Below are 22,704 nucleotides of genomic sequence, written 5' to 3' on the forward strand. Positions count from 1 at the left end.
CGGAGATGGAGCGGTTCCTCTGTTACCAGACGCGGCAAGCGTTTGCCGGCATCATCGGCTGACCCACCTTGCACCCAAAGGCCTTGCCGAACTCATCGAAGTTCTGCACCGAGCCGTTGGCACGCCATTCGCCGGAGGAGTGCGGATCGGTCTTCGCCCGCAGCCGCGCCGACTGTTCGGTCTGGTTCTGGCACCACACCTGTCCGAAGCTGAGAAAGAACCGCTGCGCCGGAGTGTAGCCGTCGATCTTCTCGGTGGTCGACGCGTTCTGCTCGGCGAGTGAATCCATCAACGCCTTGTACGCGATGCGCAGGCCGCCGTTGTCGGCGGTGTTCTCGCCGAGCGTCAGCTTGCCGTTGAGGTTCTGCCCGGGAGCGACCTCGAAACCCGAATACTCCTTCACCTCGCAGTCGGTGCGCTCCTCGAACTTCTTGCGATCGTCGGCGGTCCACCACATCCTGACGTTGCCCTGCGGATCGAACTGGCTGCCCTGGTCGTCGAAGCCGTGCGTCATCTCGTGACCGATGACGACGCCGATGCCACCGAAGTTCACCGCCGGATCGATCTTGAAGTCGTAGAACGGCGGCTGCAGAATTCCCGCCGGGAAGTTGATGTCGTTCATCGACGGCCGATAGTAGGCGTTAACCGTTGGAGGCGTCATGCCCCATTCCTTCTCGTCCACGGGCTTGCCGATCTTGGCAAGATCGCGGCGATCGTTGAAGGCGGCGACCTGCTGCACGTTGCCGATGGGGTCTTCGCGCTTGATCGTCACCGACGAGTAGTCACGCCACTTCTCCGGATAGCCGATGTTGCGCCGGAAGGCGTCGAGCTTCTTCTGTGCCTCGACCTTCGTCTCTTCGCTCATCCAATCGAGCTGCCTGATGTCCTCGGCAAGCGCCTTCTCGAGCGCCGTCACGAGCTTCTCCATGTTGTCTTTGGCGGCGGGTGGAAAGTTCTTGGCTACCCAGTCCTGCCCGACTGCCTCGCCCAGCGCGCGATCGGTTGCAGCGGTGCAACGCTTCCATCGCGGAGTCTGCTCCTTCTGCCCGGCCAGCGTCGCCGCGTAGAAGTTGAAGTTCTCCTCGACATAGGGATCGCTCAGATTGGGGGCGAAGCGATGGACTGTGTGCCAGCGAAGATAACTCTTCAACGCATTCACGTCCGCTGTATCGATCTGGTGATTCAGCGCCTTGAAGAACTCGGGCGCGATCACATTGACCGTCGTGAGACTGCCCTGCTTCTTGGCAGCGAGATACACCTTCCAGTCGAAGTCCGGCGTCAGCGCCTGCGCCTCGGCGATGGTCTTGATGTGGTAAACATTGGCGGGCGTGCGACGATCGACGCGCGACATCGACGCCTCGGCCAGTGCCGTCTCGATCGCAAGAACGCTCTGCGCTTCCTTTGCGGCCTGCTCGGGAGTGTCGCCCAACAACACGAACATCTTCGTCACATGAGCGACATACTGTTCGCGAAGCTTCCTGGAGCGCTCGTCCGAGTTGAGATAGTAGTCCCTGTCGGGCAGTCCAAGGCCTGCCTGATCCAGCTCACCGATCTGCTTGGTGGAGTCCTTCTGATCCTGGCCTGACCCGAAGCCGAAGAAGTAGTCCACACCATATTTATCCTCCGTCGTGCCCAGCAGCGTAGCCAGCTTCTTCCGATCGTTCCACTCGGCGATCGTCTTCAGCACGGGCTCGATCGGCTTCGCCCCCAGCTTGTTCGCCAGGTCGGCATTCATGCAGGCGGCGAAGTAGTCGCCGTACTTCTTCTGCAACGTTGTCTTGGGCGCGTCAGCCGCGGCCTTCAGCTCCGAGTAGAGCAGATAGTTGTTGTACTCCGACAGCTCGTTGAAGCGGCCCCAGCGGACCTGGTCGGACGGAATTGGATTGTTTTTTAACCAGTTCCCGCAGGCGTACTTATAGAAGTCGGTGCACGGATCGGCGGTGGTATCGATCGCAGAGAGATCCATGATGATGGGCTTCTTCGGCGCGGACTTCGGACCCGAAACATCTTCTGCTGGCGAAACGGCAGACAACAGGCCAGCGGCCAGCATCAAGGCAGGGACAACGGACTTCAACGAATTGACGTTCATGACGCTCCTCAAATGAAACGATTCAACTCTGTTACAGAAAGTTAAACCCTGCTGTAAGGGTAAAAGAAAAGACGTCTTCTACAGAGAGAGGATGAGGCTCTCCAGTGCTGCATGGTTAGCGGCTCGTCACAAAAAAAGACAAAAGCTGGAAGATTGGAGCGATTGTGACGCATCCAGGCGCCTTACCTAAAAGATCTTCATATGGATCGTCAGATATTTCTTTGGATCCTTGCGAATGGCCGTTACCAGGTCCGAGCTGTTGATCATAAGATTGTTCATGTTCGTGTGCAGGGAGTCCTCAGTGGCCAGCTTGCCCAGCGTGCCCTTGCCCTGATTGATGCCCGTAACCAGCTGGTCGACCTGCGTGACGGTGTTCTGCAACTGCTGGCGGAACTGGGGATCCTTGGCGATGTAACCAAGCCCTCCCTTACCCGCATCCGCATCGGCCATCAGAGAGTTGGCGTGCTTCAGCGTCGAGTTCAGGTTGTCGAACAGCGAGGGATCCTTGAGCAGCTTGCCCGCCGTTCCTTTCCCGCTGTCGAGCTCGTTGGCGATGTTGTCAAGCCTCGCCGCCGTGTCGTTCAAACGGTTGTACAGCGCATCGTCGCTCACCAGCTTGCCGATGGTTCCCCTGCCGTTGTTCACGTTGACCGTCAGCTTGTGCAGTTCGTCGACGGTGCCGTTGACTTTGTTGTAGAAGTCGGGACTGTTGATCAGCTGGCCGATCGACCCCTTGCCGGATTGAAGGTTGTCGACGATCGTGTTCATCTTGGCCAGAATCACATTAAGGCTCTCGATGGTTCCCTGGCTCGCCTTGACGACATCGGTCAGGCTCGGGGTCTCGAGCGTCCTCAACTCATCGCCGTCGCGCAGAGGCGGACCGACGGCGAACTGACTGTTGATGTCGACCACCGTATCTCCGAGGACACCGACCGTTGTCAGCGATGCCTTCGAATCCTTCCTAAGTTCCTCTGCGTACTTCTCATTCAGCTTCATGACGACACGCACGGGCGTCAGCTTACGCTCCGGCGTCGAGACGACGGTGACGGTCTTTACGGTGCCGATCGTTACGCCCTGCAGATTGACCGCCGCGCCCGGCTTCAGACCGGCGGAGTTCTCAAAGTAGGTCACAATGGTCAGCTTACGCGAGAAGATTCCAAGGCCGGCCGAGCTTGTCATCAGGAACAGCAGTGCGACCAGGATGATCGAAGCCACCAGGACAATGACGCCTATCTTCAACTGCGACCATCGGACCTCCTGCTGGCTCGGCATAGCACTCCTTGAGAATCAGTGTGCCGGGATTCACTCCATCGGAGCAACACCCCGGGGTCATCGTCTGCGCATCATGCAGGTGGCTGACAATTCAGAGGATACATTAGTCCCCCTTCGACACGTCGCGATGGCGCGATCACGTACGAAATGAGTCATGGAACGCTGCATCAGTGTTCGAGTTGGACGGGGCTTGGCTGCTGACCGAAGCTGGTCTGCAGCAGTTTTGGAATCGGCTTGGGGCGACGTCGGCGCGGCGCGGGGGAGGTCGCCGGATCGAGCCGGTAAAGAATGAGCAGATTGCGCTCCGGGTCATCCATTGCGGGGAAGGAGGCGACCCGCTGCAGGCGGTAGAGGGGCGTGAGCGCATCCATCTTGTCGTCGTCGACCTGGTTCCAGGCGACGTACCAGCCGGGCTGGTACTGGCGCACGCGGTCGGACAACTCCAGCGTTCCGAAGTCGTCACAGATCGACGGCAACCCCGTCATCAGCGAGAGGTCGGAGCCGCTGATCGAGAGCACCAGAGAACTATGCGTGTGGTCCGTGGAGACGATCTCGCGAATACGATCGGCGGCATCGGCGAAGGTGTACTCCGGATGGACGGCGTAGTGAATGGTCTGGCGCGCGTCGGCAATCGCGACCACTGCCACGGCGACCACCGCTATGCAAGCGGCCAGATGGTGCAGTGGTGCGATCAGATCGCGACGGTTCCAGATGCTCTCGAAGACGATCGCAGCCAGCAATGTCAGAGGGACTGCGACGACGAGGTAGTACCGCGGCTGCAGATTGTTGTGATAAGCGAGAAACGCGGCATAGCCAGCCGCCCAGAGCAGGAGCGCGGGAACCAAAGGGTTCCGAAGCAAACGCGGCTTGAAGAATAACGCCATGACGACTGCCAGAAGCGAGAGCGGATAGAGAAGGCGCCCAATCCATATGCCATCGACGAAGGTGTCCCGCAGCACCTCGAAGGCGTTTTCGCCGGTAATTCCGGTGTAGGCGTTCGCGCTGAACAGATACTTGTAGTCGCTGAGAAAATGTGGCCGGACGATGAGGCCATAGTAGGCGGCCCACGCCACGGCAGCCAGCCCGAGAGCCGGAACTCCGATCCTCAGGAAGGGCCGTAGTCGATATCCGGCGCGCGCAAACAATATCCACGCGACAGACGGAAACAGAAAGACGGCTGTGGTCTTGGTGAGGACCATCAGGGGCAGCAGAAGCCCGAGGGCCACGATGGGCGCGATGCGTCGCAGGCGAGGCGGCCATGAGATCGGCCTTCCTTCGTCTGCTACGACATAAGACGAAGCCAGCAGCGCCAGCAGCGTAAGCAGAATCAGCATCGGCTCCAGGATGGCGAGCCTGCTGAAGGCGTAGCAGAAGGGACTGACCGCGAGCAGAAGCACGGCGATGGCGGCAGCAAGCGAAGGGCTGCGCCGACGCTCTCGATCGAACGCAAGGGCCTGCCAGCGGCGGACAAGAAGGTAGACGCTGACCAGGATCAGGGCGAAGATGCCGACCGCGAGAGCACGCGCGGCGACGACGTTGACCCCGGTGAAACCGAAGACGACGGATTCGACCAGCGGCCAGACCGGAAGAGCGGCAGCGGGATTGAAGTCGCCGGGAACGTACCAGTGCCCGCGCTGGAAGTGGCGAATCGCGGCGTCGCCGTACCAGCCCTCATCCGTGTATTTAGACCAGTCCATCCAGGGGGAGTGATTCGGGAAGTCCGCACGGAGATGGACAGCATGCAGAACGAAGAAACAGGCTGCCGCAACAAGTAGAAGGAACTCCACGAGCTTACTTGCGCTGGAGAATTCGGTCGCTCGCTGGGCCGGGATGGAAGGAGCCGATGTGGGCCGTGTCATGGACAATGCAAACCTGAAACAGTTCAGACATGATGCAGAAAAAGTACTGCACTGCCACAGGTGAATCAGCGACATGCAGTTCAGAACTCGGAGCACGAAAATTGGGGCAGATCAAGGCTTCATGGCCTGCTTCCCTGCCGATCCATACGCGTACCGGGTGACGCGTGCGGGGCCCGCAGGTGACTGCCCGTAACAAGGGTAAGTCGAAAGCATCGAGGGTGCAAGACTAACTTATGAAGCGGCTTACCCCGGCGGTCTATTCGTAGGCTAGTGCGTCGATCGGGTCTTTGCTGGCCGCCTTGTATGCCGGGTAGACAGCCCCCAGCAATGCGCCGGTAAACGCAATCACGACGGCCTTCCATACCCATGGCAGGTTGATCACGAAATCCAGCGTTGGGAAGCGCGCCTCAAGCCCCGCGCTAAGGGCATAGCTGCCCACGACACCGAGCGCGATGCCAACCGCTGCGATCGTGCCGGTCTCGCGAAGCACCAGCGCAATGATGTAGAGACGGGACGCTCCCAGAGACTTCAGGATGCCGATCTCGCGCGTTCGCTCCATCACCGCCGTGTACATCGACTGGAAGATCACGAGAAATCCAATCACCAGCGCGATACCCACCACCACATTGATGGCCGTGCTCATGTACGGCAGCCTGGTCGGCGAGATGGCGGAGAGATACTCCTCGGCGGTCGCCACGTTGTACTGGCTCATCCCAGGGGTCGCGAGAATGGCTTTGCGGACATCCTCTTGGTACTTCGGAGGATCGTCTGTTCTCAGATAAAACAGCGAGGCCTTGCCCTGGGTCCCTGTCAGGTTGCCCATCGTGTCGATTGGAACAAACTTGCGCCCTCCCTTGCCGTGCTCAACGATGCCGCTGATGCGGAAGGTATGATTGAGGATCGAGATCGTGTCCCCGACCTTCTTGCCGGTCGCGCTGAAGTCATCCACGATCACGTCATCCGGCCCTTGAAACGGTCCGCCGGAGATGAAGGTGAACGGCTGAAGATCGTTGAAGCTCTTGTAGTCGACGCCGTAGATGCTGTCGAGCGACGCATTCAGCTGGATGTTCACAGGCGCGGCCACTGCCACATGAGGAATCTTCGCGACCACATCGGCGACCTTGATTGACGCGGCCGCCGAGCTCATCCCCAGAAAATTATTCGTCGTCGCCGGCCGGACGATCATGTCCATGCCGATGCCGTTCTGCCGCGCCTTGAAGCCGCTGATCTTGCCCAGCAGGATCGCCGTGATCGAGAGAATCATGATCACCTCGATGGCAATGGCAAGCGCGCTGATGAGGGAACGGAGGGGCCGGTGGACAAGATTGCCGATGACAAGTTTATTCATGCTGGTTCCAGTGTATGGCAGCGGGGCAGTTACTGGCCGATGCTTTGCGACGGAGCAGGCCGGTTACGCCGCGGTATGCTGCGGATGGGTGCGATGCGGCGAACGGTAACCTGTTCGGGTCCCTTCGCAAGGGTCCCGAAGATCGGCATGAGATACGTTGCCGACAGCGCTGCCACGATGAGTCCGAAGCTCATGTAGCCAAGCGCGTAGATGATGCCGCTCAGCATCCCCTCCGGCGCAATGTGGGCAAAGAAAGCGATCATCAACAGCCCCCAGGGAGATGTTCGTGTATCTCCGCAGAGCGAATCGAAGACGGTGAAGAGCATGATCCAGAGCAACGGTGCGATAAGAAAGATACCCAGCCACCGGGCCATGTGGTAAGCCTCGCCGGTGGGACTGAAGGAGATGCCCGTCGTGACGTCATCGTCAGCGAGGCCGCCCGTCTCGTGGGCGTACAGATTACCGAAGTTGAGAGATGGCTTATTTGGCCATATAAACCGCGGAAGGAGGTTTGCAAATCCCATGGTTACGGGTGAGAGTCCAAAGGTTCCCTTCTTATCCGTAAGGTCGACAAGGGAATCATCCACTGAGATCATCTGAAGGCGATCGCCAAATCCCTGCGGAGTATTGAAGTAGCCCTGGATTCGGTTTGAGTAGTCATCCTGCGCCATGAGTGTGTACTTGTTTCGAACGTCTTCGAGATTGCCCAGAAGTTCCAACGATACCTTCGCCCGGCCCGATACAGTGTCAACGGTGACGTTCTTTCCGAATTGCGAATAAGGCACAAAGTAACGAACCATGAGGAAGATCACCAAAACAACACTAGCGACCTGAAGACGCGACATCCGATAACCCTGCGAGCCGGCAGCCACCAGCCAGCATGCGACTGGAGTAAAGATTCCCTCCTTGGAAAAGCCCAGGAGCCCAAGGGCAAGGATAGATGCGCCGGAGATGAGCACCGGCAAACCCATGCTGCTTCTACCGCCGCTCCGGCGTATTTGATGAATGACGCCCAGAATCATCGCCATGGGAAGAAAGCGGTTAATCTGGGCTAACGCGCTCAGGAAGCCGCCATTCTCGCGGGAAAGGAAGGTAAGAGCTGCGGTCACCACCAGACCTGTGACCAGGCAGCCGACCGTTGCGTTCTGCAGGTTGGCATCCGTCACTAAACTCCCAAGGAGGGGACGCCGAAGGGTGAGCTTAGTGCTGAAAAACACTGCGATCAACATCGCGGTGATACCGCCTACATACACCTTCATGGTCTGAAGCGGAGCAACCAGGTTGGAGTCGGCCGGTTCTCCGAGAACTGCCTTCCAGCAAAGGCCCACGATGACTCCGAGGACCGCATAAAAAAAGACATACGCGCCCGAAGGGCGTGAGAAACCACCTGCCAGATTGAAGGCGATTCCCGCGATAACAAGAAACAGGAAGCAGCAGACCGCAAAGAGAGGCGTCGTCCCCTGAAAGAGCTGCACCGCAAACAGCACAATGGCAAAACAGACCAAGTGCCTGAGCGGGATGTGTGCTGGAAAGGGAAGGCGCACTCGATCTCTCTTGTCGATCAGCCGACTGACACTGTCAGATCTCAGGAGTAACTGGGTTTCAAGAGCATCCTGGAGGGCCGAATGCCGATCAAGCCTTGATCATAGAAGGGGCTTCCAGTCGCGTCAAAGAAGACCAGGGACACTCGGACTGTCGCTCCATCTGCCTCGAAGTGGGATCACCACGATTCCGTGAAACAAATGACTGGAACGATTAGAGTTGCGGTAGATACTAGTTTGGTTCCGGCCGGTAACAGGCAGGGCTGTGGCTTTGACTTCACTCGAGCCCAGTTCTATTCTGCCGGAAACCGTGCAGAATCTGTGCATGGGTCACAAACAAACTGTCCTGGAGCAGCTAGAGCGAAGCAGAATGGAACGATTCGGCGACGAGTTGCGGATAGAGCGCGAGCGGAGGCAGGTTACGCTCGAAACTATCTGCGCGGTAACGAAAGTTTCGATCCGCCATCTGGAAGCTCTTGAGGAAGGGAAATACTCCGACCTACCGGGCGGAGTCTTCCGTAAGGGAATCGTCCGCAGCTATCTCGGTGCGGTGGGTCTTGACGAGGCTGCATGGTTGCAGCGGTTTGAGACGACCCTGCGCGAGATCGGTACGATTCCGTCGACGGATGACAACGACTGGGTCGAGTTTGCCGAGAACGTCCGACGAAACAGAAGCGGAGTAAAGCCCGGCACCAGCTCCCGCTGGATGGGCGTCGCCATGATGGTGGTCATGCTTGTCGTGCTGGGATGGAGCGTGTGGAAGTTTGTCCTGCACGGCCGGCTGTTCCTTTAGCTGTTGGCGCTCCATCGCAGTCTGGGTTCGCCGCCAGAACACTCTTCGCAAAGGCACGCGCCATTCGCTGCGAGATTTCGCCATTGGACCGCGGAACGGTGCACGTGCCTGTTCGCCTTTGATACGTCGCGCACCCGCAGGTAAAATAAATGAGTTATCCCAAAGCGCGGACGGGGTTCCCTGTCCGCAGCCTTCCCTGAAGGAGTTTCTTTTGGCTACACGCGAGCGTTTCCTTTTCACCAGCGAGTCTGTCACCGAGGGTCACCCGGACAAGATCGCCGACCAGATCTCTGATGCCATTCTCGATGCCTGCCTTTCGCAGGACCCCTACAGCCGCGTGGCGTGCGAGACGCTGACTTGCACCGGCCTGGTCGTCATCGCCGGTGAGATCACCACGAAGGCTTATGTCGACTTCCAGAGCCTGGTCCGCGGTACCGTCGCGGCGATCGGGTACGACAACGCGCTGTACGGCTTCGACTCGAACACCTGCGCGGTGATCTCGACGATCAACAAGCAGTCGGGCGACATCGCGATGGGCGTCGATACCGGCGGCGCCGGCGACCAGGGCATGATGTTCGGCTACGCGACCAACGAGACCCCGGAGCTGATGCCAACGCCGATCTCGCTTGCGCACCGCCTCGCTCTGAAGCTCAGCGAGGTGCGCAAGAACGGCACGATGGCTTACCTTCGTCCCGACGGCAAGAGCCAGGTCACGGTGGAGTACGACGCGAATAGCAAGCCTGTGCGCGTGGATGCTGTCGTCATCTCTACTCAGCACGCTGAGACCGTCGGCAACGACGAGCTGCGCGCCGATATCCTGAAGAACGTCATCCAGGCCGTCATTCCCGCCGAGCTGCTGGACGAGAACACCAAGTACCACATCAACCCGACCGGACGCTTCGTTGTGGGTGGACCGATGGGCGATACCGGCCTGACGGGACGCAAGATCATCGTCGACACGTACGGAGGCATGGGCCGTCACGGCGGCGGAGCCTTCAGCGGCAAGGACGCTACCAAGGTGGACCGTTCGGCTGCCTACATGGCGCGCTACGTGGCCAAGAACATCGTCGCCGCCGGTCTGGCCGACCGCTGCGAGGTTCAGCTTGCCTACGCCATCGGCGTCGCCGAGCCGGTCAGCGTGCTGGTCGATACCTTCGGCACCGGCAAGGTCGATGAGACGAAGCTCGAGGAGCTGGTGCGCAAGAACTTCTCGCTCACTCCGAAGGGCATCATCGAGAGCCTGCAGCTGCGCCGTCCGATCTTCAAGGCGACTGCTGCGTACGGCCACTTCGGCCGCAAGGGCGAGAGCTTCACTTGGGAGGCGACCGACAAGGCTGCTGCTCTCAAGGAGCAGGCTGCGGAACTCGTGGCGAAGTAATTGCACCAGAACGAAGAATGAGTAAGGGGCGAGCCCTTCGGGCTCGCCCCTTACTGTTGTGGCCCGGAATCGACCCTTTGCGAGGCACAACGGGGAGACATCCGGATTGCATCTAAAACCTCAGTAGAATCGCCCGCCGACTGTATTTGAGACTCCTCGATTATGCTGATCCGCTCCGAGTATGACATTCAGTTTCATCTTCCGGCCCCGTTGACCGTCGTAGCGATGCTGCGACTTCATCCCATTCTCGACTTTGCGATCCGCGAACCGGAGACGCTGACGATCGAACAGATCGACTTGGAGACCAGGAGAGTCCTCGAGGCCACGGAATACATCGACGGCTTCGGAAACCGATGCCAGCGCTTCACCGCGCCGATGGGAGCGTTGCGGCTGTGCGGTTCGAGCATGGTTGAGTGGTGCGAGGAGCCCGACGAGACGGGCGCAGGAGCCGTTCAGCATCCTGTGGAAGAGCTGCCCGCTGATGTGCTGCAATTCCTGTTGAGCAGCCGCTACTGCGAGGTCGACAAGATGTCGCAGATTGCCTGCGAGCTCTTCGGGTCGACTCCGACGGGATGGGAGCGGGCGACCAGGATTCGCGACTGGGTCCATGACCACGTGCGATTCGACTACAATGCAGCGCGCCCTACGAAGACAGCTCTCGATCTCTTCACGGAGCGGGTCGGCGTCTGCCGTGACTTTCAGCATCTCGCCATCACTCTGTCGCGGGCGATGAACATTCCAGCGCGCTACGCTACGGGATATCTCGGAGACATTCGCGTGCCGTATGGCGGTCCCGGCGATTTCAGCGCATGGTACGAGGTTTATCTTGGCGGCCGTTGGTGGACGATGGATGCGCGTCACAACACGCCGCGCATCGGACGGCTGCTGATGGCAACGGGGCGCGACGCGACGGATGTGGCGCTGACGACGAGCTTCGGTGCGGCAAATCTGACGCACTTTTATGTCGAGAGCAATGAGGTGGATGCGGCGGGAGAGAAGGTTCCTCTTCCAATCGCGTCGGCCATCAGAAGTGCAATGCCTGAACCGGTGGTCGAGTAACCTTCTGCGCGTGTTCGTTAGTTCGGACTATCCCTTCCACTTTGAATGAACAGAACGGAGTGTGGCGGTAATCCGCTGGTGGGAGGATACTGACATGATTGAGACCATGAGCAGGACGACAACAGCGAATTCCGTACCGAGCGTCTTCTCCGGCAAGCAGTGGCAGCAGGTGCTGGAGCGGGACGCGCGCGCCGATGGGCAGTTCTTCTACGCGGTGAAGTCGACGCGAATCGTCTGCAAGCCGAGCTGTCCGAGCCGCAGGCCGACGCGGAAGCAGGTGCAGTTCTTCCCGACACTGGCAGCGGCGCAGGCGGCAGGGTATCGGCCGTGCAAGCGGTGCGAGCCAGAGCGAACGGCTCCGAAGGCCGATCCACAGGCGAAGGTGATCGCGCAGGTGACCAAATACCTGCAGGAGCACGCTGACGAGCGGGTGAAGCTGACCGATGTGGCGAAGGCAACTGGCGTTGGACGGCTGACGATTCTGCGCGGATTCAAGCGCGTGTTCGGCGTGAGTCCGGGGCAATATGCCAAGGCGCAGCGCATGGAGAAGTTCAAGGACAAGGTAAAGCAGCCGACGATGCGGGTTACCGATGCGATTTACGATGCTGGATTTGGCTCGAGCAGCCGGTTGTATGAGAACAGCAGCGCGCGGCTGGGTATGACTCCGCGGGAGATGCGAAACGGCGCGGCTGGCGTTGAGGTTCACTATGCCACCGCCGACAGCCCGCTCGGGCGCATGCTGGTTGCCGCAACGGACAAGGGCGTCTGCACGATTGCGTTTGGCGAGGACGATGCCGAGGTCGAGGACGTTCTTCGGAGCCGCTTCCCGAATGCAATGCTGGCCGCCGAAGATGCGAAGAGCGGCTGGCTTGCTGAGGCAGTCGCGTTCGTTACGAGCCAGATGAGCGAGCATCCTCTTGCTGCTACCTTTCCGCTGGACGTGCGTGCTACTGCGTTCCAGCAGCGTGTGTGGAAGGCGCTGCAGGAGATTCCGCGCGGCGAGACGCGGACTTACTCGGGACTGGCTGCGGAGTTAGGCGCGCCGTCGGCGACGCGGGCTGTCGCAGGCGCCTGCGCGGCGAATCCGATTGCGGTGATCGTGCCATGCCATCGCGTCGTCGGCAAGAATGGTTCGCTGACTGGATTCCGCTGGGGCGTCGAGCGCAAGCGGAGGCTGCTTGAGGCCGAGAAGAAGGCCGCGCGCGTCGTATGAGCGCAGTTAGAGTAACGGCTGAACGCGGGTCGGAAATGATATTCTTAAAAGAGGGTTCGGTTCCTGAATCCTCAACATTTTCCATAAGAAAACGAGGTGCCTTTATGGCAACAGCAACCATCGACAAGGTAGCGGCGGAGTACAAGATCGCCGATCTCTCGCTGGCAGAGTTTGGACGCAAGGAGATCGACATCGCCGAGCAGGAGATGCCGGGACTGATGTCCATCCGCAACAAGTACGCTCCTTCGAAGCCGCTGGCCGGCGTTCGCGTGACCGGGTCGCTGCACATGACGATTCAGACGGCCGTGCTGATCGAGACGATGGTTGCTCTCGGCGCCGACGTTCGCTGGGCGAGCTGCAACATCTTCTCGACGCAGGACCATGCTGCGGCGGCGATCGCTGCTGCGGGTGTTCCGGTCTTCGCCTGGAAGGGCGAGACTCTGGAAGAGTACTGGTGGTGCACGGACCAGGCGCTGCGCCACAAGGGCGGGCTTGGGCCGCAGATCGTGATCGACGACGGCGGCGACGTGACGCTGCTGATCCACAAGGGCGTCGACCTTGAGAAGGGCGACGGCTGGGTCAACACTCCTTCGGGCAATCAGGAGGAGCAGGTGATCAAGAACCTGCTCAAGAAGATTCACGCCGAAGATCCGACGCACTTCCAGAAGATTGCGAAGGAGTGGAAGGGCGTTGCAGAAGAGACGACGACGGGCGTTCACCGGCTCTACAAGATGATGGAGCAGGGCAAGCTGCTGGTTCCGGCGATCAACGTCAACGACTCGGTGACCAAGTCGAAGTTCGACAATCTGTACGGCTGCCGCGAGTCTCTGGTCGACGGCATCAAGCGCGCGACGGACGTGATGATTGCTGGCAAGGTTGCTGTTGTTTGCGGCTACGGCGACGTGGGCAAGGGCTCGTCGCGCTCGCTGCGCGGACTGGGCGCTCGCGTGATCGTGACCGAGATCGATCCGATCAACGCTCTGCAGGCTGCGATGGAGGGCTACGAGGTCACGACGATCGAGGAGACACTGGGCATCGGCGACATCTACGTCACGTGCACAGGCAATCTCGACGTGATCACGTATGAGCACATGCAGGCGATGAAGGATCAGGCGATCGTCTGCAACATCGGGCACTTCGACAACGAGATCCAGATGGACGCGCTGAACTCGGCTGCGGGCGTGAAGAAGCTGAACATTAAGCCGCAGGTGGACAAGTATACGCTTCCCGGCGGCAACAGCATCTTCGTGCTGGCTGAGGGCCGTCTCGTCAACCTGGGCTGCGCGACGGGACACCCGAGCTTCGTGATGTCGAACAGCTTCTCGAACCAGACGCTGGCAGCGCTGGATCTCTGGGCGAATAAGGACACGTACAAACCGGGCGTCTACATCCTTCCGAAGAAGCTCGACGAGGAGGTTGCGCGGCTGCATCTTGAGAAGATCGGCGTGAAGCTGACGACGCTCTCGAAGAAGCAGGCAGATTACCTCGGCATTGCGGTGGAAGGGCCTTACAAGTCGGAGCAGTACCGGTACTAAGAGCTGTTCGAAACGAGACTGGAACACCCAGGGCCCCTCTGGGTGTTTTTCTTTAATTCTTTTGAATGAATGGCTTATGCGTTTTTAGCAGGGCAAAATATTCCATTCAAAGGGTTTAAGCATCAAAATATAGAAAATAACGGACTTATCGCTTTGAAAAGAAAGAGCCCGGGATGAGTGCCCGGGCTCTTTTCTACTTCTGTATTTAGCTTATCAAGTCGAAGGTAATTAATCGGCAACTTGTATTTCTTTTTGTTTCAGGTATTTAGGCCATTTCTGGACTTGACGGACGATTTTGCTGGGTTTTTTGAGGTATTTGGTGGCGGGGGATGGTGAGAGGGCATACCCCAGGGGCTAAAGCCCCTTTTCTTCTGGAGCGTTAGAGACCCGGGGCTAAAGCCCCGGGCTACCTCAGAAGCAACAGCAAGGGCGGTTCGAGCTTCGCTCGAATGTCCTACTTATGCGATGAAGCCGCAGGAACGGGGCACCCGGCATCGGTGGCGCTCCGAGCGAACTACTGAGATTCTTCGCTGCGCTCAGAATGACGGTGTAGGGAAGATGGAGCGACGGGAGCGTGGGGCATCCCAGACAGCGACGGGAGCGTGGGGGCAGCAGAGACAGCGACGGGGGCTTGGGTGCAGCAGAGGCAACGACTTTGCGGCAGCTTAGCTGGCGGCGGTGGGGGAGACGTAGTCGGGTGCGATGATGACCTGCATGCCTGGCGTCGTCACCAGCTGTTGGTCGATGAGGATGATGGTGGTGGCTGAGCCCGCTGAGTAGGTGACCTGCGCTCCGGTGTAGGTGGCGATGGTGTCGCTGGCGGGGATGGTTCCGGTGGGAACCATAACGAGCGTGTAGGTCCCGGTGGGGATGTATAGGTAGCCGGTGTTGGTGTTGAAGTTGATGTTGGTGGTGAGGGGCGTGACGTCGGTGAGCTTCTTGCCGGGTGGCACGAGATAGATGTCGAGAGCGCCGATGCGGGTGGCCTGGTCGATGAAGCGGAGAGCGATCTGGCCCAACGGGGCGGGCTGGCTCTGGTCCTTGAGAATCAGCTGCTGGAGGTTGGCGGCGAGGTTTCCGATCAGCACGGTGTATTGACTTCCCGTAGTGAAGGTTGCCTTGGACGAGGTCAGAATCTGCTTGGTTCCGGCTGTCGTGGCGCTCGTGGTGTAGATGCCGGGGTCGATGGGGACGTAGGACGTGATGGTTCCGAAGCCGAGGTTGTAGGCGATGGCCGCGTTGTTCTGGTAGATGTCCAGCCCCGGGGCGTCGGGCGAGGCGTCGATGATGCGGACCTGGGAGCCTGTGAGGCTGGAGACGATTCCCTGGCAGCCGGAGAGGATGAGGGCACACGCCGCTGCAGCCGTCAAAGAGACAGCTTTTTTGGCGAGGACGTGGAGCGACATACGCGGCTGGGCCGTGTTCAGCATCTTAAGTCGGGGAATCAATATGAAACACTCTAAACGATTTCAAGGGGGTGGGCGATGGCGGAATCGCGTGCCATCGAGAGCGGTACTGTTGTCGATACTGGTTCTGGGTGTGGAGCTGAGCGTTACCGGAGGGAAGGGCGAGGGGCAGACGAGCACGGTGGTTCCGCCGGCTCCCCCGGTGACGACGCCGGTGGTGGCTCCTGTGGTCGCTCCGTCGGGCGTGACGCCGGTGGTTGGCCCGCGGGTGGAGGCGATCGTCAGCATGCGCGACAAGGACCCAAAGAGCGCAGCCGCTGTTCCCGCGCACAAGCGGAGCTACGAGTTTACGGTGAAGGACGACGACTGGATGGACACTGGCGTTGTCCTGGGGGCGGGCGAGGTGGCGAAGTTTACGGCGACGGGCGACGTGGAGATGGCGGATGGACGCACGGCCTCGGCGGACGGAATCGACCGCGGATGGAAGGACCTTCTCCGGCAGTTTCCTCTGAACCAGGCGAAGGTGGGTGCGTTGATTGGCCGCGTGAGCGATATGGGCGCCTCCGTTCCCTTCTCTATTGGAGCCTCGGATGAGGTACCTATGCCAACTACCGGAAAGTTGTACCTGCGGGTGAATACGAGCAGCGACCTGACGTTTACGGGGAGCTACAAGGTGAAGGTGAAGTTTTCGCCTGCACCGAAGGTGGATGCGAAGAGCGCTTCTGCCGTTCCGGCAGCTGCGATCAGCACGCTGATTGGGCCGGATGTGTTCACGGGGATTCCGCGGCGGGTCTCCGACAGCACGACGGCGCGGGCGAATCCGGGCGACATGGTGAACTTCGCGCTGGTGGGAACGAAGGAGCAGGTGGAGTCCGCGTTCAAGGCCGCGGGATGGGTCGCGGTGGACAAGTCGGTGGAGGAGGCGATCCTGAACGGGCTGCTGAAGACGCTGAACAAGGAGGCGTACACGGAGATGCCGATGAGCACGCTGTATCTCTTCGGCAGGCCGCAGGACATGTCGTTTGCGCGCGGCGATCCTCTGATGGTTGCGGCGGAGCGGCACCATCTGCGGGTGTGGCAGACGGACAGGACGATCGGTGGGCGGCCGCTGTGGGTGGGGTCGGCGACGCACGATGTCGGCTTTGAAGAGGACCAGAGGAACGGCAATGTGACGCACAAGATCGACCCGGAGATCGACAAGGAGCGGGAGTATCTGCTGCAGAGCTTCGATGCGGCGGGAGCGTTTTCGAGCGCGGCGTATGTGACGCCGACGAATCCTCTGTTGGAGGCGAGGACCGCGACGGGCGGGAGCTTTCATTCGGATGGGCGGATTGTGGTGATGGCGCTGAAGTAGCTAGCGGATGATGGAGATGAGCAGCGTCATGTCGTCGTGCTGCGGGGCTCCGGCAGTGAAGCGGTCGGCGGCATTGAGGATGCAGTGAAGCAGCTGGTCGGCGGTGCAGCCGGGCTTACCGACGAGCGTGCGCGCGGCGGCGACCATGTTGTCCTCACCCCACTCTTCGTCTGCGGAGTTCATGGCCTCGGAGATTCCGTCGGTGAAGGCGATGAGGATGTCTCCGGGGCGAAGGACGGCGTTGGCGCGCGTGTAACAGACGTCGGGGAGAATGCCGATGACGGTTCCTGTGGCCTCAAGAAGAATGCTCTCGTTGCCGCGGAGGATGATGGGCGGGTTGTGGCCAGCGTTGACGTAGGTGAGGATGCGGGTGTGGGGGTCGTACTCGGCGTAGAAGAAGGTGGCGTAGCGGTTGGATGTGGAGGACTCGTAGACGAGGCGGTTGACGTGACGCATCAGCGTGGCGAGGTCGCCGGGCTGGAGCTGGGCGGCTGAGCGGAGGCTGGCGCGAAGGCTCGCCATCAAGAGTGCGGAGGAGATGCCTTTGCCGGAGATGTCGCCGAGAGCAAGGGCGAGACGGTCGCCATCGCTGGAGCTGTTGGGGAGAAGGAAGAAGTCGTAGTAGTCGCCGCCAACTTCCTGAGCGGGACGGCAGTAGCCGGCGAGGTCGACGCTGGCGAGTTGGGGATAGACCTGGGGGAAGAGGCGCTGCTGCACCTCGCGGGCGATCTCGATCTCGCGGGAGACGCGCTCGCGGTGGGCGATCTCGGTGGAGAGGCTCTCGAAGAGCTCGGCGTTCTCGAGGGCGAGGCCGGTCTGGGTGGCGACGGACTGGAGGAGCTGGCGGTCGGTGCGGGAGTAGGGCTCCTCTGAGAGCTTGGGGCCGAGTGCCATGACGCCGGCGAGGCGGTTCCGGCCGGGGAGCGGGACGAGCAGCTCGGTGGAGAGGTCGTTGAGCGTGGCGCGCTCGGCTTCGGAGGCGTCGACCAGCCAGCTTGAGGGGTCGTCACGATAGACGCTGGCGGGGGCGTGGCCGTTGGTGAGCGCGGTAATGGTGGCAGAGGTGGCGGCGAGAGAGAAGGAGCCGAGGGTGGGCGACATCGTGGGAGCGACGGAAATGCCGGTGGCGAACTGGAGGCGGTAGCTGTCGCCGGAGCGAAGGAAGACGGCGATGCGCTCGATGTGGAGTGCGTCGCCGATGCGCTGGGTGATGGTGTTGAGCAGCGGCGTGACTTCGGTGAAGTTGCGAGCCTCTTCGGAGAGCTCGGAGAGGATTCGTTCGGAGGAGTAGGCCTCGCGGAAGAAGCGCTGGTCGAGCTTCTGCTGGAGCCGCCGTGCGAGCCCGAAGCGAAAGGCGATGAAGATGCCGACGACGGCGAGTATCTTGACGATGTCGTCGATGTGATGATGGCCGGGCCCTTCGCGGAGGAATTGGCGAAGCGAGAAGGCCATCCAGACCGCGAGCAGGACTGTGATGATGCCGATGGAGCGGCGGGCAAAGGCGTACTTGGTTCCCTGCCGGATGAGGATGCGCAGGTCCATCGCACGCTGAACGACGACCACATAGGCCAGTGCGAGCGGGAAGAGGAAGAGGATGCCGACTGCGGTGAGGACGATCCACTCCGGCACGTCCTGGCCGACGTCGGTTTTGCGGAAGAGCGCGATGATGGCAAGGATGAAGAAGGGCGTGAGTCCGATGGAGGTTCCGGCGAAGAGGATGCGCAGGCGGCGGCGCGCATCGCCGGTTGCTGTGCGGACCTTTGGCGCGAGGCAAATGAAGAAGTAAGAGATGGCAGAAAAGCTGACGATGGTTTCGAAGGTATTGATGCCGACGGCGTAGGGGGTGAGCCAGTTGCAGAGGGCGAAGTTGTACGGACGGCCAAACTCCTGAAGGAGGTCGATTGGCAACAGCAGGAGGATCGGCGCGATGAAGAGCCATTTGATCCATGGATAGCGGATGTCGATTTTGGAGCGGTCGGGGAAGTAGATGCCGAAGGCCATGAGACAGAGCGGCATCGCGGTCTGCGCGATGGCGGACCAGAACAGCGCCACGGGCTTGAGCGGACTGAGGAGATAGTAGACCGAGGTGAAGAGCGAGTTGAAGTAGGCGAGGATTCCGAGGATGAGCCAGGCGTGAGGATTGAGAGGACGAGCAAAGACGACGTAGAGGCCGGTGGCGAGGCAGAAGAAGGAGGCGGTGGTGACGACGAGCCAGACGATCCAGGCCCACAGCGGCGTAGGCACGGCGTGCATCGGACGGAGCACTACGGTTGCCGTGCGCAGGGCGACGTGATCGAGAGGGATATATTCGTCCGCCCGAAGATAGCCGAATGTCATGGTCTGGTTGGGGCGGCTGCGGCGAAGCTCCTGAACGAGGACGTTCAGTCCCGTGTAGTTGCGCTGATTGACGGTGAGGATGACGTCGCCGGGCTGGAGGCCGGCCTCTTTCGCCTCGGGCAGGACCATATTGATGGCGCTGCCACGGAAGCCGTTGAAGAACGGCGAGCGCGTCAACGAGGTGCCGTTTTTCTGCATGTTGAAGTTCTGTCGCGTGCCCAGGACGAAGTGGGTGAGCGCGAAGAAGGCTACGAGCGCGAGAAGCAGGTACTGAAGACGTGCAGATCGCTGCAGCATAGGAGTAGAAAAAGGCTGGCTGCATGGTAGCAGCCAGCCGGGGTTTTCAGCAGGGATGTTGGCTACTTCTTTGCAGGCTTGTTGGCGATGATCTGGTCCTTGATCTTGTCGTAGGCGCCCTGGGGCAGGAGACGAGCTGGTTCTTCGCGGAGTAGGGGCGGCCGTCGATGATGCGTTTGGAGTAGGCGTCGCCGATGCCGGGGATGGCCTTGAGTTGGTCGGGGGTGGCGGTGTTGATGTCGATCTTGTCGGTCGTCGCGGCAGTGGCGTTCGTGGCAGGCTTGGAGGCGGGGGCCTTCTGGGCTGCGAGGGAGAGCGGAATGGTCGCGAGGAGTGTGGCGGCGAGGAGCGTGCGGCGAAGGATGCCCATTGCGGGACTGGAACTCCTTTGAGATGACGGCAGGTTCACGGGAAGAGTACGAGAGCATTTGGGTTGCGTCAATTGGCCCGATCAAGAAGTGCGCGGCCGGTTTGACTTCCTGCGCGGCCAACGCTAGTCTGGAATTGCGATGCGTTCGCTGAACCTCCATCACTGGCATCATCACCATCATCATGCGCAGAGCGTGTTGGCGGCTGTGTCCGGTGTGGTGAAGTAGAAGAAACGCAGACCACAAGGATTCTGAAAGGCCCGCTCAACGCGCACTCCGCGAGCGGGCCTTTTTACGTTTCATGCATCAGAGAGAACGGGAGATTGCGATGGCTGACGCTGTAAAGATCGACTTTGCCAAGATGGACGGACTGGTTCCGGGGATCGTGCAGGATTGGAAGACGGGCGAGATGCTGATGCTTGGCTTCCTGAACGAGACGAGCTACCAGAAGACGCTCGAAACGGGCTTCGTCACCTTCTGGAGCCGCACGCGCGCCAAGCTGTGGATGAAGGGCGAGACCAGCGGCAACCGGCTGCGCGTGATTGAGGCCTCGACCGACTGCGATAACGATGCCCTGCTCTTTCGCGTGGAGGTGGAAGGCGACGGGCTGGTGTGCCACGAGGGCACGGTGAGCTGCTTCACCAAACCGATTGTGAAAGGAACGAAGTGATAAGCGACTCACCGAAGAAGCTGAGGCTGGGGATCCCGAAGGGCAGCCTGCAGGATGCGACGATTGCGCTGTTCGAGCGTGCAGGGTGGAACATCTTCGCGAGCGGACGGAGCTACTTCCCTGCTATCGACGACGCGGAGATCGAGTGCATGCTGGTGCGCGCGCAGGAGATGGCGCGCTACGTGGAGCACGGCGCTCTGGACGCCGGGCTGACGGGCAACGACTGGGTGCTCGAGAACGAGAAGGACGTGGAGTATGTCACGAGCCTGACTTATTCCAAGCAGAGCCGGCAGAAGGTGAAGTGGGTGCTTGCGGTGCCGGAGGATTCGCCGTTTCAGAAACCGGAGGACCTGGCGGGAAAGATCATCGCGACGGAGTTGGTGGAGTTTACGAAGCGCTACTTCGCTGCGAAGAATATTCCGGTGACGGTGGAGTTCAGCTGGGGCGCGACCGAGGTGAAGCCTCCGATGCTGGCCGATGCGATCGTCGAAGTGACGGAGACGGGGAGCTCGCTGCGGGCGAATCGGCTGCGCATCATCGAGACGCTGATGGAGAGCGAGACGCAGCTGATCGCGAACAAGGAAGCGTACAAGAACGAATGGAAGAAGGCGAAGATCAACAACATCTCGCTGATGCTGAATGCGGCGATTGCGGCGCAGGGTCGCGTGGGTTTGATGCTGAATGCGCGGAAGGACGACCTGAAGCTGGTTCTTGCGGTCCTGCCTGCTCTCAACTCGCCCACCGTATCGCACCTCAGCGATCCTGAATGGGTTGCGCTGAACACGATTCTCGACGAGGCTGAGGTGCGCGATGTCATCCCCAAGCTTAAGGCAGCAGGCGCGACAGGGATCGTGGAGTATCCGCTGAGCAAAGTTGTTCTGTAGCTGCGGGGTTGTTCTGTAGCTGCTGGACGGGAGCTTGTTCGATGAAGCTGGTGAAGACATATGGCCGCACCGCGAAGGCTGCCGCCGCGCTGATCAGGTCGATTGAACAGCGCGGCGCCGTCTCGACGGCGAAGGTTGAGCCTGTGGTGCGGAAGATTCTTGCCGACATTCGCAAGGGCGGCGACGCTGCGCTGCGCAGATATGCCGCGAAGTTCGACGGACTTCAAAAGACGCAGACTCTGCTGGTCTCTCGCGAAGAGATGGAGACGGCGTGGCACGCCACATCGCCTGAGTTGCAGGCGGCGATGATGATTGCGCGTGGCAACATCCTTGCGTTCGCCGAGGCGCAGATGCCGAAGGAGTGGATGATCTCGCCGGCGGACGGTGTTGGCACCGGTCAGATCGTTCGCCCCTTGGGGAGCGTTGGCTGTTATGTGCCGGGAGGCCGCTATCCGCTGCCTTCCACGCTGTTGATGACGGCGACGCCTGCGCAGGTCGCGGGTGTGGAGCGCATCGTAGTGTGTTCGCCTAAGCCTGCGCGCGAGACGCTTGCCGCGGCGTGGCTGGCGGGCGTGACGGAGTTCTATCGCGTGGGCGGCGCGCAGGCGATTGCAGCGCTCGCCTATGGGACGGAGACGATCGCACCAGTGAACAAGATCGTTGGGCCGGGCAATCTGTATGTGACTGCGGCAAAGATGCTGGTCTCTTCCGAGTGCGGGATCGATATGCCCGCGGGGCCGACGGAGATCGTCGTCACCAGCGAGCGCGGCTCGGCTGCGGGGATTGCGGCTGACCTGGTCGCGCAGGCTGAGCACGATCCTGAGACGCTTGCGGTGTTGATTACGAGCAACGAGGCTCTTGCGAAGTCTGTCGCCGCCGAAGTGAAGGTGCAGGCGCGAGATAACAACGTCGCGAAGCAGTCGCTCGCGGCTCAGGGAGCGATCTTGATCGCGGAGACGGTTGCCGGGGCCCGCGAGCTGACGAATCGTCTGGCGCCCGAGCACCTGACTGTGGACTCGCCTGCGGACTTGAAGTGGGTGCAGAACGCGGGTAGTGTCTTTGTCGGCGACTATGCACCGCAGTCGATGGGCGACTACGTCTCCGGGCCGAACCATGTCTTGCCCACCGGACGCGTGGGCCGCGTTCGCGGCGGCCTGAGTGTTCTGGACTTCGTAAAAATTATTACCGTGCAGGAGTACAGCCGCAAAGGACTGGGTAAACTGGGTCCCCACGCGATTGCACTGGCAACGGCAGAGGGACTGACCGGCCATGCTGAGAGCGTGCAAGTAAGGATGAGGTGA

The 22,704-nt window shown here is 60.5% G+C and carries 18 protein-coding genes; 10 read left to right on the top strand and 8 right to left on the bottom strand.

The features are described 5' to 3' along the window. Positions 1-22 precede the first annotated feature (22 nt). Positions 23-1,966: a M13 family metallopeptidase gene (locus tag Q363_RS09210; RefSeq protein ID WP_245632125.1), complete on the bottom strand. Its 1,944-nt coding sequence runs from the start codon at positions 1,964-1,966 to the stop codon at positions 23-25. On the opposite strand from Q363_RS09210, the gene Q363_RS43895 reads away from it, so the two are divergent. Continuing rightward, positions 1,965-2,105: a hypothetical protein gene (locus tag Q363_RS43895; protein ID WP_245632126.1), complete on the top strand. Its 141-nt coding sequence runs from the start codon at positions 1,965-1,967 to the stop codon at positions 2,103-2,105. The two genes, Q363_RS09210 and Q363_RS43895, sit on opposite strands and share 2 nt — an antisense overlap. 170 nt (positions 2,106-2,275) lie before the next feature. On the opposite strand, the gene Q363_RS09215 is transcribed toward Q363_RS43895, so the two are convergent. The 4 genes from Q363_RS09215 to Q363_RS09230 all read right to left on the bottom strand — a co-directional run bounded on the left by Q363_RS09215 (position 2,276) and on the right by Q363_RS09230 (position 8,112). Then, the gene (locus tag Q363_RS09215) at positions 2,276-3,361 is read right to left on the bottom strand and encodes an MlaD family protein (protein WP_035349520.1); all 1,086 of its coding nucleotides are present in this window, start codon (positions 3,359-3,361) and stop codon (positions 2,276-2,278) included. Positions 3,362-3,528: 167 nt separating this feature from the next. Then, positions 3,529-5,220 (bottom strand): phospholipid carrier-dependent glycosyltransferase, encoded by a 1,692-nt coding sequence (locus Q363_RS09220; RefSeq protein WP_157466687.1) that lies wholly within the window; start codon positions 5,218-5,220, stop codon positions 3,529-3,531. Between the two features lie 256 nt (positions 5,221-5,476). Beyond that, positions 5,477-6,568: an ABC transporter permease gene (locus Q363_RS09225; protein ID WP_035349521.1), complete on the bottom strand. Its 1,092-nt coding sequence runs from the start codon at positions 6,566-6,568 to the stop codon at positions 5,477-5,479. A 29-nt stretch (positions 6,569-6,597) separates the two neighbouring features. Continuing rightward, positions 6,598-8,112 (bottom strand): hypothetical protein, encoded by a 1,515-nt coding sequence (locus Q363_RS09230; protein ID WP_035349522.1) that lies wholly within the window; start codon positions 8,110-8,112, stop codon positions 6,598-6,600. Between the two features lie 367 nt (positions 8,113-8,479). Here Q363_RS09230 and Q363_RS09235 point away from each other — a divergent pair, with 367 nt between their 5' ends. From Q363_RS09235 to ahcY, 5 genes are all read left to right on the top strand, one after another. Then, positions 8,480-8,902: a helix-turn-helix domain-containing protein gene (locus tag Q363_RS09235; protein WP_035349523.1), complete on the top strand. Its 423-nt coding sequence runs from the start codon at positions 8,480-8,482 to the stop codon at positions 8,900-8,902. A gap of 211 nt (positions 8,903-9,113) precedes the next feature. Next, positions 9,114-10,280 (top strand): methionine adenosyltransferase, encoded by a 1,167-nt coding sequence (gene metK, locus Q363_RS09240; protein ID WP_035349524.1) that lies wholly within the window; start codon positions 9,114-9,116, stop codon positions 10,278-10,280. Positions 10,281-10,442: 162 nt separating this feature from the next. Then, positions 10,443-11,339, top strand: a complete 897-nt coding sequence (locus Q363_RS09245) for a transglutaminase-like domain-containing protein (protein ID WP_035349525.1) — start codon at positions 10,443-10,445, stop codon at positions 11,337-11,339. Between the two features lie 94 nt (positions 11,340-11,433). Continuing rightward, the gene (gene ada / locus Q363_RS09250; RefSeq protein ID WP_245632127.1) at positions 11,434-12,552 is read left to right on the top strand and encodes a bifunctional DNA-binding transcriptional regulator/O6-methylguanine-DNA methyltransferase Ada; all 1,119 of its coding nucleotides are present in this window, start codon (positions 11,434-11,436) and stop codon (positions 12,550-12,552) included. Between the two features lie 104 nt (positions 12,553-12,656). Then, complete coding sequence (ahcY, locus tag Q363_RS09255; protein ID WP_035349526.1) at positions 12,657-14,087, top strand: adenosylhomocysteinase; 1,431 nt, start codon at positions 12,657-12,659, stop codon at positions 14,085-14,087. Between the two features lie 665 nt (positions 14,088-14,752). On the opposite strand, the gene Q363_RS09260 is transcribed toward ahcY, so the two are convergent. Beyond that, positions 14,753-15,535, bottom strand: a complete 783-nt coding sequence (locus Q363_RS09260; RefSeq protein ID WP_245632128.1) for a DUF4397 domain-containing protein — start codon at positions 15,533-15,535, stop codon at positions 14,753-14,755. Positions 15,536-15,605: 70 nt separating this feature from the next. On the opposite strand from Q363_RS09260, the gene Q363_RS35940 reads away from it, so the two are divergent. Further along, complete coding sequence (locus Q363_RS35940) at positions 15,606-16,847, top strand: LssY C-terminal domain-containing protein (RefSeq protein WP_051978590.1); 1,242 nt, start codon at positions 15,606-15,608, stop codon at positions 16,845-16,847. Here Q363_RS35940 and Q363_RS35945 read toward each other — a convergent pair whose 3' ends face one another. Then, positions 16,848-19,481, bottom strand: coding sequence for a SpoIIE family protein phosphatase (locus Q363_RS35945; protein WP_051978591.1), 2,634 nt, complete (start codon positions 19,479-19,481; stop codon positions 16,848-16,850). It abuts the gene before it with no gap. A 46-nt stretch (positions 19,482-19,527) separates the two neighbouring features. Continuing rightward, a complete protein-coding gene (locus Q363_RS09275) occupies positions 19,528-19,851 on the bottom strand; it encodes a ComEA family DNA-binding protein (protein ID WP_245632129.1) in 324 nt (107 codons plus the stop codon). A 326-nt stretch (positions 19,852-20,177) separates the two neighbouring features. Between Q363_RS09275 and hisI the strand changes: the two genes are divergently transcribed. The 3 genes from hisI to hisD are packed head-to-tail and all read left to right on the top strand — an operon-like array spanning position 20,178 to position 22,704. Beyond that, the gene (hisI, locus tag Q363_RS09280) at positions 20,178-20,519 is read left to right on the top strand and encodes a phosphoribosyl-AMP cyclohydrolase (protein WP_035349527.1); all 342 of its coding nucleotides are present in this window, start codon (positions 20,178-20,180) and stop codon (positions 20,517-20,519) included. Further along, positions 20,516-21,403, top strand: coding sequence for an ATP phosphoribosyltransferase (gene hisG, locus Q363_RS09285; RefSeq protein ID WP_245632130.1), 888 nt, complete (start codon positions 20,516-20,518; stop codon positions 21,401-21,403). Before hisI ends, hisG begins: the two co-directional genes overlap by 4 nt. Before the next feature lie 41 nt (positions 21,404-21,444). Beyond that, positions 21,445-22,704 carry a histidinol dehydrogenase gene (gene hisD, locus Q363_RS09290; protein WP_035349528.1) on the top strand — a complete coding sequence of 420 codons (1,260 nt, stop codon included), beginning with the start codon at positions 21,445-21,447 and terminating at the stop codon, positions 22,702-22,704.

The organism is Edaphobacter aggregans DSM 19364 (assembly GCF_000745965.1).
Lineage (GTDB): Bacteria > Acidobacteriota > Terriglobia > Terriglobales > Acidobacteriaceae > Edaphobacter > Edaphobacter aggregans.